Below are 15,493 nucleotides of genomic sequence, written 5' to 3'. Positions count from 1 at the left end.
CATCTAGGGAAGTTAATTTAGTGCTAAGACCTTGGCATCAGATACCTATCTCTGCCTCTAAAGATCCTCTGGTAGAAATACCATTTAGATTATTGCGTTTAGAGCCTCATCCATATCTTTCTTTAGGTGCTCCTTACGCTAACGGATCCTCTCCGTGGAGACTGAGGTCCAAGGTTATTGATAGGTTATTTTTAGCCCAAGATCTTCTAAAAAATACCAATTCTGAGCTTCAACTTGCTATTTTTGACGCCTGGAGACCATTGGCTGTACAAAAATTTATGGTTGAATATTCGATTCAAAGAGAATGTCTTAACCAAGCAATTTCTTTTTCAGATAGTAATTATTCATCGAAATATCAAGAAATAGTTGATCAAGTTCAAAAGTTTTGGGCACCACCAAGTACTAATCCATTAACACCACCCCCACATAGCACTGGCGCAGCAATTGATATCACATTAGCTACCTCTAATGGTCTTCCTATTGACATGGGTGGGGCTATTGATGAGATTGGAGACATTTCAATGCCTAATCACTATTCACAATCAGCGAAGACTAACCCTAATTCTATCTCAGCAACTTGGCATTCCAGAAGACTTTTATTGCACGAGATGATGAGCAGCGCTGGTTTTGTACAGCATCCAAATGAATGGTGGCATTTTAGTTATGGAGATCAACTATGGGCATGGAAAAATAATTCAGCAAATGCCTTTTATGGCTCCTTGTCTTTTAGTGATAGTAACTCCATTATATTTTGATCTCCTAGTTCATTCATATGGTCACCGAAACTAATTTCTTTTTTAGAATTCTTCCAACTAATAAAGAGAGGCTTAAGTGTTTCTTCTAGTGATGTCAAAGGCATCCTTTGAATAAAAGGCTTCGCAAGCCTTTGCAAGTTCGGACTACCACCAAGCCATAGTTGATATTGATCTAAGCCACTACCTACCAAAGCTAGTTCCGCCATGTATGGCCTGGCGCATCCATTTGGACAACCTGTCATACGAAATAGCAACGTCTTTTGAATCCTCAGGTCAGAAAGCTGGGTGTTTATACGATCTAAAATTTCTGGCAGGATTCGCTCAGCTTCTGTAACAGCTAAACCACAAAGTGGTAGAGCAGGGCAGGCTAACGCATGCCTTTGAATAGGTTCAGGTGAATCAGGTTTAATAATACCAATATTGCTTAATTCCTTTTTAATAGATGACCTTTGATAACTTCCAATATTGCAGAGTAGTAGATCTTGATTAGGTGTTAGCTGAATATCTAATTTAAATTTATTAACAAGTTTACAAATGGCTTTTTTATACTCTCCACTAAGTCTACCTGATAAAAGAGGTATGCCTACAAAATATAGATCATGAGATTGTTTATGCCAACCAAGATAATCAAGTAATTTAGAGGTTGGTTCTTTCCTTAAACTTTTTATAGGGTACTTGAAGTAATTATTTTTTAGTTTGTCAATAAACCACTCAATGCCTTTGTCATTAATTAGATACTTCATTCTCGCATGTCTTCTTACCTTCCTGTCACCATAGTCTCTTTGGAGAGCAAGAATAGATTGAACCAACTCGAGCACATATTCTGCAGATACGAAACCAATTGGTTCAGCAGATCTTGCAAAAGTCTCTTCGTTATTATGTGTACGCCCCATTCCTCCGCCAACGTAAACATTGCAGCCTATAAGTTTATTTTTCGCATTAGTAAAAACAACCAAACCAATGTCTTGAGTTAGTAAGTCAACCGAATTATCACCAGGAACTGTAACTGCACATTTAAATTTTCTAGGTAAATAAGTTGATCCGTATAGTGGTTCTTTAATGTCTCCACTATAGACACCTTCCTTATATTGATTCTTTCTTACTTTTTTAACTTCATTAGAAGGGCTTATTTTATAGCTTATATCTCCGTCAACCCAAAGCTCGAGATAAGTTTTCTCAGCGTATGAGGGGCTAAGTACATCTGCAATTTGATTTGCTAAACGTCGCGCAACTGGGTAGTCACCATATGTAAAGGGCGCTGCTGGGGCCATTACATTTCTGTTTATATCACCGCAAGCCGCAAGTGTTGAACCCATTGATCTAATAATTGTTTCGATCACAGTTTTTAGGCTTTCTTTCTTAATCCCATGCATTTGGAATGCTTGTCGTGTTGTTGCTCGTAGAGTTCCATTGCCTAGCTGATCTGAAAGATGGTCTAATGCCACAAATAATTCCGGAGGTATATGCCCGCCTGGGCTCCTTAGCCTCAGCATCATTTGCCAGTCTTTCTCAACTCCTTTTTGCCTGGTATCTCTATTGTCCTGCTGATAACTTCCATGGAACTTTAAAAGTTGTACAGCATCGTTACTGAAATGATCACTATTGTTTTGTAATTCTGTTCTAAGGGGCTCTTTTAAGTAATCACTATCTGCTTTGAATTGTTCAAATTTAGTTCTGTCTTGACCATTGGCAACACAAGGAGAGAGAGGCGAATCGTCGATATCAGGCAAACTTAGTGCTTCTTTAGTCACGAAATACTTTTTTAAACACCTTAGCTAGAACAATCATACTTTTTTAACTCATTGTTCAATAAAGTGTGATATCTATCTACTTCTTTTCTCTGTGTCCACTTTTTTGCTTGAGATTGGAACAGAGGAGATGCCACCTGAGTTTGCCAGGTTGGCGCCTTCTCAACTTCATGAAATAGTGGTAAATGATCTGGCTCAGAAAAGACTTTCCCATGGACGTGTTATTTGTACAAGTACTCCAAGAAGGATCTCCTTAATAATTTCTGATCTGCTAGATAGAGCAGAAGATTTTTCTGAAGACAGGAAAGGGCCGCCTTCGACACAAGCCTTTATAAATGGGGTTCCCTCGCAAGCTGCTATTGGATTCGCAAAGAAATATCAGATCCTTCCAGAGGATTTAGAAGTTAGGGAAACTTCTAAAGGAGCTTTTGTTTATGCGAAAATTCTTGAGAAGGGTCTCCCTGCCTCTCAACTTTTAGTTGATTTAGTCCCTTCATGGGTAAACAGAGTGCAAGGAAATAGATTCATGAGGTGGGGAAGTGGAGAAACCAGATTCTCCCGACCCATTAGATGGATTGTATGCTTGCTCGACTCAGAGAAACTACCTATAACCCTTATAGGAACTGATCCACTAATTATTTCAGACAATATTTCTAGACCTCACCGCCTCTTCGATCAACCCGTAACTATTAGTTCTCCTAATAAATATTTAGAACTTTTAAGAAGTGTTGGAGTCTTAGTTGTTAGAGAAGAAAGGCAGAAGCTTATTAATTCTCTGATACAAAATGCTTCAAATGAACTTAAGGCTAACCCTGACCTTTCTTTAGATCTATTGAATGAGTTAACAGACATTGTAGAATTCCCTTCTTTAGTAAAATGTAGCTTTAGTGAATCTTTTTTAAGACTTCCTCCGGAAGTTTTAACTACAGTAATGAAGGTTCATCAGAGATATATACCCCTCTATTTGAAGAATATAGAAATAGACCCTCTAGCATTAGTTTCAGAGAAGATATTGCATCCATCTTTTTTATGTATTTCTAATGGTTTGTCAGCCGGGGAAAATACAATTCGCCAAGGTAATGAAAGAGTCCTAAAAGCACGTTTTGCCGATGCAAGGTTCTTTATTGATCTTGATTTATCAATTCCTAGTATTCAACGAAATGATCAACTTAAGAGAGTTACCTTCGCTAGTGGGCTAGGCTCACTTTATGACCGCGTTGAAAGGATTGTATGGCTTAGTAATAAGTTAAGTACCATCTTAAATATTAGTAAAAGTGACTCTCTTCATCTAACACGAGCAGCACAACTTTGTAAGCATGACCTTGTTAGCCAAATGGTAGGAGAGTTCCCAGAGCTGCAAGGTTTAATAGGCGGAAAATATCTTCTTTCAGAAGGTGAGCCTAGGGATGTTGCATTATCAGTCCTTGAGCATTACATGCCGCGGAGTTCTAATGATGATCTTCCTCAATCACATATTGGATCTCTACTGGCCATTCTTGATAAGCTAGAGCTTCTTGTTAGCATTTTTGCTAAAGGAGAGCGCCCTACTGGTTCTTCTGACCCTTATGCATTAAGGAGATCAGCTAATGGTGTTTTGCAGATTTTATGGAATAAATCCATCTCTCTAGATGTATATCAAATGCTTAATCTTTCAGTTAGTTATTGGAGAGAATTATTCCCAAACTTTAATTTCAACAGTCATCAGCTTCTAAATGAATTAACTAGTTTTTTCCGTTTGAGAATTATTAGCCTTTTGGAAGAATCAGGAGTAGATTCCGATATAGTTCAAGCTATAGCAGGAGAGTCGATCTCAATCGAACGTCTACTACGCGATCCTAATGACATTTTGGTTAGAGCAAAAGTCTTGACAAATTTACGAAGTACTGGTGATTTAAGTGGTGTACAATTTGTGGTTACTCGAGCTAAACGTTTAGCTGATAAAGGCACACTCCCTCTTGATATTCTTAGTGCTTCTGATGTAGTTGACACTTCTTTGTTTGAGAAAAATAGTGAATCAGAGATGCTAGATGTAGTTAATAAACTTGAACCTTTTGCAATATGTACATCTAGTACTCGTTATGAGCAACTGGCTACTGGCCTTAAAGATGGTAAACAGAGCTTATCTAATTTCTTTGATGGTGAACAAAGCGTACTTGTTATGACAGAAAATATACCTCTTAGAAATAACAGGTTAAATCTTTTGTCGATATTGAGAAATCAAGCTAACGAACTTGCAGATTTCGACTTAATAAATTAAACCAGTTATTTTAACTGACTTTCTGAGGGGTGTTTTTGACTTTTATTCCCCCTTTAATTGTGCTAACTGCAAGCATCTTTTTAACCTCTTCTTCATCTCTAACAGCGCTTGCAACTGGCTTATACGATTTAGGTGCTAACGCTCTTCCCCGTAGAACTGAGCCAAGTGTAAGGAATGTTAGTTTTAATTGCTGCCAAGGCTTCATTGCTACAACGGTCTTATAAAGATAGCTGTCAAAAGTTAATCTTTGTACGTCCATGTCATCACACATTTCTACAAAAGCTTCTCTTGCTCCATCATTTGAATAAAAAATATTTTGAAGTATTTCAAGAACCTTATAAGTAGTTCCGTATTTTTTATCCCACTTTTTAAGATATTTTTTTAGATCTTGTTCTGTTGGTATCTTGGCTCCATTTTTACTAGCTTCTACTATTTCTTCTGCACACATTCGCCCACTTTTAGCTGCAAAATAAATTCCCTCCCCAGAACTTTTGGTTACATAACCAGCTGCATCTCCAACTAGAGCCATCCTTCCAACGACTCTTCTTGGGCGAGGGTGCTCTGGTATTGGGTGAGCTTCAACTTTAATGACTTCCCCATTAACTAGCCTTTTTTGTGCTCTTTGCCTTACACCCTCTTGAAGACTTTTTATTAACGACTGATTCTTTTGCATTGTTCCTGTCCCTACTGCTACATGGTCATATTTAGGGAAAACCCATCCATAGAAGTCTGGAGATACATCCGTACCAACGTACATTTCAGCTAAATCTTCGTAATATCCCATTTCTTTTTTGGGGAGCTTTATACGTTCTTGAAAGGCGATTGCAACATTGTAGTCACCAGCATCCATCGCCTTGGCTACTCGACTATTGGCCCCATCTGCACCAATTATTAGATCTACTTCTAATTTTTTGTTTTCTCCGGTTGTCTCGCCATTAGAAAAATCAGAATATGAAAGGGTATATGGTCCTTGTTTGTTAGTTCCTGTCTCTATTTTAGTGACCAACCCATTTATTAAGGTCGCTCCAAGATCAGCTGCACGATTCCTCATAAAGGCATCCATTACTTCCCTTCGGCACATGCCTATATATTCATTATCATTTTCGCCATAGACCTTATCTAAGCTTATATTAACTTCTCTATTAGAGGGTGAAATCATCCTCATATTTCTAACCTTCCTGTCAATAATTGAATCAGGCAAGTCAAACTCTGAAACCATGCATAAAGGGATTGCTCCTCCACATGGTTTGGCGTTGTCCAATTTTCGTTCAAATATCCATGTCTTAATCCCTGCCTTTGCAAGAATTTCTGCTGCACAGGAACCACTTGGCCCACCACCGATAACTGCTATCCTCAACATCTTTTGAATTAAAGTTTGAATCTTATTTAAAACTTACATCTGTATTTGGATTTGCGCGCCATCTAATGGTCAAGACCGTTACGATCGAAACATGAATTTTTCTTTTAATTGTGACTCGGGCACAACCAGCTCGAAATAAAAACTTTGACGAGATTCCACTCGCACAAAGATCTAAGGCTGTCAGGACTAATGATTTAATTACTAGAAAAATTGTTTTTACAACATTTTTGTTAGTTGGTACCTTCACATTATTTTTTGGAACTAACCTTTTATCTATAAGAGATTATTTTTATAAGCAAATAGGGCTTGAGCGTCAGATAGACGACGATCGACTGCTTGGTCATTATCCTTACCCTGAGGCAATTAGCGAAGACTTGAGGACAATTTATCCAGGTCTACAAGTCCATAAAGATACATATACTGCTTTACTGAATATGAGAGCAGCCGCTGAAAGGGATGGAATATACCTCATTTTTTTAAGTGGATACAGATCTATAGACCTTCAGAAAGAAATATTTTATGACAATAAGTCTTTGAGAAATCAAGTCGCGGTTGAAAGAGCCAGAGTATCAGCTCCTCCAGGGTATTCAGAGCACAGTACTGGCTATGCAATTGATATTGGGGATGCCACTATGAGATATACAGATTTTGAAGTTGAATTTGAGCAAACACCAGCCTTTAGATGGCTACAAGAAAATGCAGCTAGATATCACTTCATACTTTCTTTCCCAAAAGGAAATTCCCAAAAAGTAAGTTATGAACCTTGGCATTGGAGATTTGAAGGTACTGTTGAGGCTCTTGAACAGTTTAAGAAAGCCAATCAGCAATTATTTTCAGAGATTTCCAATATTGATTAGAACTTTTTCTTAAGTTACCCACTTTGAGATATTGTTTCGCACTAGGCCTTTCTTTTAATTCTTTTTAGGCTTTTAAAATGAATTCAAAAAGTCAATCGATTCGCAATATTGCAATTATTGCCCACGTAGATCATGGTAAGACAACTCTTGTCGACGCACTCCTATCTCAATCGGGGATTTTTCGCGACAACGAGGCTGTACCGACCTGTGTAATGGATTCAAATGATTTAGAACGTGAACGGGGAATAACCATACTTTCCAAAAATACTGCAATTACATTTAAGGACACCCGAATAAATATTGTCGACACACCAGGTCATGCTGATTTTGGAGGAGAAGTTGAAAGGGTTCTTGGAATGGTAGATGGTTGCTTATTGATTGTTGACGCCAATGAAGGACCTATGCCGCAAACGCGATTTGTTCTCAAAAAAGCACTCGAAAAAGGATTGAGACCAATTGTGTTTGTTAATAAGATTGATCGCCCAAGAGTTGATCCTGAGATAGCTGTTGATAAAGTTTTAGACCTTTTCATTGAATTAGGGGCTGATGATGACCAGTGTGATTTCCCTTATCTCTTTGGAAGTGGTTTGGGAGGATTTGCAAAGCCGGATATGCAAACTAAAAGTGACAATATGATTCCTCTGTTTGATTCAATAATTAGACATGTCCCCCCCCCTGTGGGAGATAAAGACAAACCACTTCAGCTTCAAATAACTACTCTTGACTATTCAGATTTTTTAGGACGAATTATTATTGGAAGAGTTCATAATGGCTATATAAGAAGTGGTCAAAAAGCAAGCTTAATTAAGGAGGATGGATCTATAAAACATGGCAGAATATCTAAATTACTTGGATTTGAGGGCTTACAACGAATTGAGAAAGAAGAGGCTATTGCAGGAGATATTGTTGCAATTGCAGGATTTCCAGATGTAAATATTGGGGAAACGATAGCTTGCCCTGACGAGCCCAAAGCCCTCCCTTTAATCAAGGTTGATGAGCCTACATTGCAGATGACTTTCGTTGTTAATGATTCTCCATTCGCAGGGAAAGAAGGTAAGTTTGTAACAAGTAGACAATTAAGAGAAAGACTTTACAAAGAACTACTTACAAATGTTGCACTCAGAGTTGAGGATACAGATACCCCAGATAGCTTTGCAGTATGTGGTAGAGGTGAGTTGCATTTAGGTATTTTAATAGAAACAATGAGGAGAGAAGGTTACGAGTTTCAGGTCTCTCAGCCACAGGTTATTTTCAGAGATATTGATGAATTAACTTGTGAACCTTTTGAGACTCTTGTGTTAGATGTACCAGAGGAATCTGTTGGTATTTGCATAGAAAGGCTGGGCGAACGAAAAGGGGAGATGCAAAATATGTTCAATAGTAATGATGGAAGAACTCAGTTGGAGTTTGTAGTTCCTTCTAGAGGCTTAATTGGTTTCAGAGGAGAATTTATAAGAGCAACAAGAGGAGAAGGAATTATGAGCCATTCATTCTATGAATATCGACCAATGATAGGTGAATTTGAATCTAGAAGAAATGGAGTCTTGATTTCTTTTGAAGAAGGTGTTTCTACTTTCTATGCTTTAAAGAATGCCGAAGATCGAGGTCAATACTTTATTTCACCTGGAACAAAAGTGTATAAAGGAATGATAATTGGAGAGAATAATAGACCTCAGGATCTAGAGATTAATATTTGTAAGACTAAGCAATTGACAAACATGCGGTCAGCAGGAGCCGATGAACTTGATACTCTTCAATCACCTATTGATATGAATTTAGAAAGAGCCTTGGAGTACATTGGACCAGAAGAAATGCTTGAAGTAACACCAGACTCTATACGACTTAGGAAAAAAGTAATGAAAAGAAGAAGTAAGTAAATATGATTGATATAAACACTGAACATATTTTTAGTAAAGATAAGCGTTTTGATGATGCTATTAGTCTCTTTAATTCTCAAGATTGGTACTCTGCACACGATCTTTTAGAAGAACTTTGGCATGAAAGTAATGGTATGGAGAGAGTAACTCTTCAAGGGATCCTACAGATTGCAGTCGCACAACTACATTTAACTAGAGGTAATCATAAGGGTGCAACAATTTTATATGGTGAAGGTTTAGGAAGATTAAAAAGGCTAGGCCTTCCAGATTTCGATTTAGATATTAATAGACTTTGTATTATTGTAGAGTCTAGATTAAGGCTTCTCCAGTCAGAAGATAATCCAGATAAAGTTTCTATTCCAGTGATTTACAGAAAGTCTCACAAAGACTCATCAAAGACAGATTTAAGTTTATAATTATTAAATGAATAACCTCATCAATTAGACGTCATCAGTTAATCAATTATGAGCCTACAGCTGAAGGATGTTTCAAGATCAATTTCAGGAAGAAAGGTAGTTAATAATATCTCTTTAGAAGTTACTCCAGGGGAGGTAGTAGGGCTATTAGGGCCTAACGGCGCAGGGAAAACCACTAGCTTTAATTTGATTATTGGATTTCTTCGTCCGGACTTTGGTCAGGTCTTTTTAGAAGGCAAAAAAGTGACCCAATTATCTATGCCTTCTAGAGCAAAGCTTGGAGTAGGTTATTTGCCTCAGGAGGCAAGCATTTTCAGGCAGCTTACTGTTCATGAAAACCTCGATATAGCGCTATCACAAGCTGGAATGAGCACTTCTTTATCGCGTATTCGTAGAGAAAAGATTATTGAAGAGTTTAATTTATCTGGATTTCTTCATCGTCGAGGTTATCAGTTGTCAGGAGGAGAACGACGACGATGCGAAGTTGCTAGAGCTGTAGCATTGGGACCTAAGGGACCTAAGTATTTACTCCTCGACGAACCATTCGCTGGTGTAGACCCTATGGCAGTAGTTGATTTACAAATCCTTATCGAAAACATAAAGTCACGAGGTATGGGAATTCTTATTACTGACCATAATGTTCGGGAGACTTTGGCAATCACTGATCGCTCATACATACTTAGTGAAGGTAAAATATTGGCATCAGGGTCTTCGTCTGAAGTATCTAATAACTCATTAGTTAGACGTCATTACCTAGGAGAAAAATTTAAGCTTTGAGCTATTTTAATAAGCCAATCTCTAGAATAAATAACTATTGGCCTTATCTTATTAAGCCTTTTGTTAAGCAATGGCGAAAACTTCCATTGTTAGATCGATGGCTTTTAGGTGAATTAATACCCCCCTTATTATTTGCAATATCTGCCTTTACAGTTGTTTCCCTTTCTGTAGGCGTGATGTTTGATCTGGTAAGGCAAATAGTTGAATCTGGGTTGCCATTTAATATTGCAATTCAAGTTTTTCTGCTAAGAATACCAGGATTTCTTGTGTTGTCTTTCCCAATGGCTATGCTTATGGCAACTTTATTGGCCTATAGCAGACTTTCATCTAATAGTGAGTTAAAAGCCCTTAGAAGTCTTGGAGTATCAACAAAGCGCATGATTGCTCCAGCAATGGCTCTGGCACTGTTAATAACATCAATAACTTTTATCTTCAATAATAGTATTGTTCCTATATCTAATCGTAATTCAGAATATATTTTACAAAATTCACTGGGCAAAGCCATATCTAATCAAATAGGTGAAGATATTATTTTTTCACGCAAAGGCCGTATTGATGGCCTTAAGGATGAAAAGAAAAGAAAGAGTCTTACACATTTATTTTACGCAGGAAAAATTGATAAGAATAAGATCTCAAAGTTAACCCTGCTTGATTTTTCTAAGAAAGGTTATACCCAAATGATTGTTGCTAATAAAGCCTTATGGAATGAATCAAAAGGCATTTGGGATTTTATTGATGGAATGATGTTGACACTTTCTCCAACAGGAAATACCACTACAACTAAGTTCCAAAGTTATTCATATCCATTGGGTACAGGGCCAATAAAAATAGGATCAATACCCAAAGATGCAAATGATATGACTGTCTCAGAAGCTTTAAAAGCTGAACAATTATATCTGAAGAGTGGAAATATTAAAGAAGCTAGGAGAATGAGAGTGCGTATTCAAGAGAAATTTACCCTGCCAATGGCTTGTATAGTTTTCGGGTTGATAGGTAGTACTCTAGGAGCGAAACCAAGTACAACGACAAGTAGGAGCCAAGGCTTTGGGGTAAGCGTGTTCTTGATTCTTATATATTATGTTCTGAGTTTTAGTTTTAGCTCATTAGGTGTTAGCGGTGCCTTAACTCCATTCTTTGCCGCTTGGACTCCAGTTTTTCTTTCCTTAGCAGGCGGCGCTTTTTTACTTAAAAAAGCAAGTTGAATAAATTGATTTTTTAAGATGCAAAGATTCTTATGATATTCCTTTCACATTTCTCTAATTTAGGTGACCCAGTTTTATTAATGGCTTTCCTAGCCTTTGTACTAATTCTGGTTTCTCTTCCTTTTTCATTTTGGTCACTTAGTAGTAATTCAAATTCAAGCCTAGTAAGACTTTTAATAGGTGTTGCTAATCTTGTTCTTGCTTTTCAATTATGTACGAGATGGTTCTTGTCTGGACATTTCCCAGTTAGCAATCTCTATGAATCACTATGCTTTTTGACATGGACGTCTACATTGGTTCAATTAATTATTGAGCGAAGATACTTAAATCCAATAATACCAGCAATTTTAACTCCTTTTTCCTTACTAACAATTTCTTTTGCAAGTTTTGCCTTGCCGGGAGAACTACAAATTGCCGGACCTCTTGTCCCGGCTTTAAGGTCAAGTTGGTTGGTTATGCATGTAAGTGTAATCATGTGTAGTTACTCTGCATTATTATTGGGATCACTATTGTCACTTGCAGTACTTATATTATCTAATTCTAATGAGCTACAAATTCGAGGCTCTTCATTAGGAATTGGAGCTTATAGAACTAGTAATTCAACTAAGTCTGGCTATGTAAATTCTCGCAGTCTCCAACAATTATTTAGTAATGAAGAAAATTTAGATAATCTTAGCTACCAGACAATAACAGTTGGATTTTTATTATTAACTTTAGGATTGGTTAGCGGAGCCGTATGGGCAAACGAAGCATGGGGATCTTGGTGGAGTTGGGATCCCAAAGAAACCTGGGCGCTAATATCATGGTTAGTTTATGCTGCATATCTTCATGCTCGCATTACTAGAGGTTGGCAAGGCAGAAAGCCTGCTATGATTGCTACCTTTGGCTTTCTTATAATTGTTATTTGTTATATAGGTGTAAACTTATTGGGGGTAGGCCTTCATAGCTATGGATGGTTTTTAAGTTAAATAACTTACTCTTTTTTTAGCCTAGGTTTGTATATTTAATTAATTCATTGTGGCCGCTTACTTTCTCTTATACCTTTTATCGCTTGAGCATAGTCTGGCTGATTGAAAATGCCTGAGCCGCTAACTATTGCATTTGCGCCTGCTTCGATAACTTTCCAAGCATTGCCAGCTTTAATACCTCCATCTACTTCTATCCAAGGGTCGAGTCCTCTCTCTTGGCAGATAGTTCTCAAATCCCTGATTTTGTCAACTTGATTCTCTATAAAGCTCTGACCTCCAAATCCTGGGTTAACACTCATTATTAAAACTAAATCACAGAGTTCCAAGCAATATTCGAGAGTATCGATTTTTGTCCCAGGGTTGAGTACAGCCCCTGCTTTTTTCCCAAGGTCCTTTATCTGAGCAAGGTTCCTATGCAAATGTTGACATGTTTCAACTTGTACGTAGATATGATCTGCACCTGCTTTGGCAAAATCTGCAACATATTTTTCGGGTTCAACGATCATTAAATGCACATCTAATGGTTTTTTTGTAACAGGTCTAAGAGCTTCGACTATCAAAGGGCCAATAGTGATGTTTGGGACGAAACGTCCGTCCATCACATCTACATGTATCCAGTCTGCACCTGCTTCATCAACTGCCTTGACTTCTTCTCCTAAGCGTGAAAAGTCAGCTGAAAGAATGGAAGGCGCTATTGCAAGGGATTTCATTTTTATCGAACTTAGATATTTCTTTTAGATTCTATTAATTCAAGTCATTTTATTGAATGATGTACCTCCACTGATAAAGTTGTCCCCGCCTACCACCTAGAAATTATTTGGCACATGCAAAATTTAAGGTCATATTTTTGATCTCTTTTGCTAGTCCACTCTAGGTTCTTTAAGCAAAATTCCTACCTGCATTGTTTTACCAGTGGATCGCACATTAATTCAAGAAATTCTCGAGGTTGTTGAACAGGCAGCCATAGCATCTGCTCGGCTTACCGGCTTGGGTCAAAAGGACGAGGCAGATGCAGCAGCTGTCGAAGCAATGCGCAACCGCATGGGACAAATCCAAATGCAAGGTCGAATTGTTATTGGAGAGGGCGAAAGGGACGAAGCCCCCATGCTTTATATAGGAGAAGAAGTCGGGAGTGGAAGTGGCCCTGGAGTTGATTTTGCTGTTGACCCTTGTGAAGGAACTAATCTATGTGCAAATAATCAGAGAGGCTCAATGGCTGTATTGGCTGCCTCAGATAGAGGAGGACTCTTTAATGCTCCAGACTTTTATATGAAGAAACTTGCTGCTCCTCCAGCGGCAAGAGGAAAGGTTGATATCAGGAATTCTGCGACAGAAAACATCAAAATACTCTCTGAATGCCTTGGTTTGAAAGCTGAAGAATTAACAATTGTTGTAATGGATCGTGCAAGACATAAGGAACTTATCTCTGAAATACGTTCAACTGGTGCAAGAGTTCAGCCCATTTCTGATGGTGATGTTCAGGCTGCAATCGCTTGTGGATTCGCTGGTACAGGTACTCATTGCCTTATGGGTATAGGAGCTGCACCAGAGGGTGTAATCTCAGCTGCTGCCATGAGAGCACTTGGAGGGCATTTCCAAGGACAACTTGTATATGATCCAGCTATAGCTATGACAAGTGAATGGGCAGACTATACAAAAGAAGGCAATATTGAACGTTTAAATGAGATGGGTATAACCGATATAGACAAAATTTATGAAGCAAACGAATTGGCTTCAGGTGAAAATGTTGTTTTTGCTGGAAGTGGAATTACTGACGGTTTGCTTTTTCATGGCGTTAAGTTTGAAAATGATTGCACTCGAACTAGTAGCCTTGTAATAAGTACCCTTGATAATACTGCCAGATTTACAAACTCAGTATTCATCAAAGATGGTGCTAAAAGCATTGCTTTGAACTGATCCGCTCTTAATTATTTGGTAATTGCTTTATGAACATTGCTGTTGTCGGTCTTAGTCATCGGACAGCACCAGTTGAAGTCCGTGAAAAGTTAAGCATTTCTGATGACAATATACCTTCAGCTTTTAATACATTAAATACAAACGACCAGATTATTGAGGTATCTATTCTTAGTACTTGCAACAGACTAGAGATATATTCATTTGTCAAAAATTCTGATAATGGAGTTAAGGCAATTAAGGATTTCCTTTGCAAACACTCAGGATTAGGAATTGATGAATTAGACCCTCATTTGTTCTCTTATGACCAGGCCGAAGCAGTTAAACATGTGATGAGAGTCGCTGGAGGCTTAGATAGCCTTGTCTTAGGAGAAGGTCAAATCCTTTCTCAGGTCAAAAAGATGGTTCGGCTTGGACAAGAGAATCACTCGATGGGACCAATCCTCAATAGATTACTTACTCAAGCTGTCAGTACAGGCAAAAGAGTTCGCAGCGAGACCAATCTTGGTACAGGTGCTGTTTCTATAAGCTCTGCAGCAGTAGAACTTGCCCAATTGAAATTAGGACAGTCAGAAGGGAAGGACGAATTAATGAGCTTGGAGAGAGAAAAGGTCTCAATAGTTGGAGCTGGAAGAATGAGTCGACTTTTAATACAACATTTGCAATCAAAAGGTTGTTCAAAACTAAAGCTTATTAATAGGACATTTCAGCGCGCGGAGGCCTTAGCCTTAGACTTTCCTGATGTAGATATTCATTGTCAATTACTGGATGATCTTGATGAATCACTAAGAAACTCAACCTTAATCTTTACAAGTACTGCAGCTGAGAATCCAATAATAGATGCCGCTCGTTTAAAAGAAGTTGTAAGAGATGAAACCCTTCGTTTGATAGATATTGGTGTTCCAAGAAACATATCCTCTGATGTTAAAGGCCTTACAGGATTTGAAGCTCACGATGTAGATGATCTACAGGAAGTTGTTTCAAGAAACCAAGAAGCTAGACAGCAAATCGCCCTAGAAGCTGAAGCTCTAGTAGATGAAGAAGGAAGAATCTTCCTAGAATGGTGGGCAAGTCTTGAGGCTGTTCCTACTATTAACCTTTTAAGGTCCTCACTAGAGTCTGTACGTAAGGAAGAACTTCAAAAAGCTCTCAGTAGAATGGGTCCCGATTTTTCAGCTAGGGAAAGGAAAGTAGTTGAGGCATTAAGTAAAGGCATAATAAATAAGATTCTCCACACCCCTGTAACGAACCTTCGGGCCCCTCAAACAAGTTCTAACAGGAAAATATCGTTAGAAGTTATTGAAACCCTTTTTGAATTAGGTGTTTCGGAGTCCGAATAGGACTTATTTTTTGTTGTTTTTT

General features: G+C 38.1%; 13 protein-coding genes. 10 read left to right on the top strand and 3 right to left on the bottom strand.

All coding sequences use genetic code 11. From position 1 onward, the window contains the following. Positions 1-20: 20 nt before the first annotated feature. Positions 21-755, top strand: a complete 735-nt coding sequence (locus P9211_RS04910; protein ID WP_012195558.1) for a M15 family metallopeptidase — start codon at positions 21-23, stop codon at positions 753-755. On the opposite strand, the gene P9211_RS04905 is transcribed toward P9211_RS04910, so the two are convergent. Then, positions 710-2,506 carry an NADPH-dependent assimilatory sulfite reductase hemoprotein subunit gene (locus P9211_RS04905; RefSeq protein WP_012195557.1) on the bottom strand — a complete coding sequence of 599 codons (1,797 nt, stop codon included), beginning with the start codon at positions 2,504-2,506 and terminating at the stop codon, positions 710-712. The two genes, P9211_RS04910 and P9211_RS04905, sit on opposite strands and share 46 nt — an antisense overlap. Before the next feature lie 91 nt (positions 2,507-2,597). Here P9211_RS04905 and glyS point away from each other — a divergent pair, with 91 nt between their 5' ends. After that, entirely contained in the window at positions 2,598-4,760 is a 2,163-nt protein-coding gene (gene glyS / locus P9211_RS04900; RefSeq protein WP_012195556.1) for a glycine--tRNA ligase subunit beta, read from the top strand. Between the two features lie 10 nt (positions 4,761-4,770). Here the strand turns inward: glyS and chlP are convergent, their stop codons facing one another. Next, a complete protein-coding gene (chlP, locus tag P9211_RS04895) occupies positions 4,771-6,120 on the bottom strand; it encodes a geranylgeranyl reductase (protein ID WP_012195555.1) in 1,350 nt (449 codons plus the stop codon). A gap of 110 nt (positions 6,121-6,230) precedes the next feature. Here chlP and P9211_RS04890 point away from each other — a divergent pair, with 110 nt between their 5' ends. From P9211_RS04890 to ccsB, 6 genes are all read left to right on the top strand, one after another. Continuing rightward, positions 6,231-6,977: a M15 family metallopeptidase gene (locus tag P9211_RS04890; RefSeq protein WP_012195554.1), complete on the top strand. Its 747-nt coding sequence runs from the start codon at positions 6,231-6,233 to the stop codon at positions 6,975-6,977. A gap of 77 nt (positions 6,978-7,054) precedes the next feature. Further along, positions 7,055-8,854, top strand: a complete 1,800-nt coding sequence (gene typA, locus P9211_RS04885; protein WP_012195553.1) for a translational GTPase TypA — start codon at positions 7,055-7,057, stop codon at positions 8,852-8,854. Positions 8,855-8,856: 2 nt separating this feature from the next. Next, a complete protein-coding gene (locus P9211_RS04880) occupies positions 8,857-9,270 on the top strand; it encodes a DUF309 domain-containing protein (protein ID WP_012195552.1) in 414 nt (137 codons plus the stop codon). Positions 9,271-9,318: 48 nt separating this feature from the next. Then, positions 9,319-10,047 carry an LPS export ABC transporter ATP-binding protein gene (gene lptB, locus P9211_RS04875; protein WP_012195551.1) on the top strand — a complete coding sequence of 243 codons (729 nt, stop codon included), beginning with the start codon at positions 9,319-9,321 and terminating at the stop codon, positions 10,045-10,047. Beyond that, complete coding sequence (locus P9211_RS04870; RefSeq protein WP_012195550.1) at positions 10,044-11,249, top strand: LptF/LptG family permease; 1,206 nt, start codon at positions 10,044-10,046, stop codon at positions 11,247-11,249. Before lptB ends, P9211_RS04870 begins: the two co-directional genes overlap by 4 nt. 32 nt (positions 11,250-11,281) lie before the next feature. After that, a complete protein-coding gene (gene ccsB / locus P9211_RS04865) occupies positions 11,282-12,217 on the top strand; it encodes a c-type cytochrome biogenesis protein CcsB (RefSeq protein ID WP_012195549.1) in 936 nt (311 codons plus the stop codon). 44 nt (positions 12,218-12,261) lie between these two features. On the opposite strand, the gene rpe is transcribed toward ccsB, so the two are convergent. After that, on the bottom strand, positions 12,262-12,927 hold the full coding sequence (rpe, locus tag P9211_RS04860; RefSeq protein WP_012195548.1) for a ribulose-phosphate 3-epimerase: 666 nt from the start codon (positions 12,925-12,927) through the stop codon (positions 12,262-12,264). Between the two features lie 202 nt (positions 12,928-13,129). On the opposite strand from rpe, the gene glpX reads away from it, so the two are divergent. Beyond that, entirely contained in the window at positions 13,130-14,134 is a 1,005-nt protein-coding gene (gene glpX, locus P9211_RS04855; protein WP_012195547.1) for a class II fructose-bisphosphatase, read from the top strand. 29 nt (positions 14,135-14,163) lie between these two features. Further along, positions 14,164-15,471, top strand: coding sequence for a glutamyl-tRNA reductase (locus P9211_RS04850; protein WP_012195546.1), 1,308 nt, complete (start codon positions 14,164-14,166; stop codon positions 15,469-15,471). Positions 15,472-15,493: the final 22 nt, after the last annotated feature.

Source organism: Prochlorococcus marinus str. MIT 9211, assembly GCF_000018585.1.
In the GTDB taxonomy this organism is placed as follows: domain Bacteria; phylum Cyanobacteriota; class Cyanobacteriia; order PCC-6307; family Cyanobiaceae; genus Prochlorococcus_D; species Prochlorococcus_D marinus_B.
This window is presented reverse-complemented; position numbering and strand designations above follow the sequence as displayed.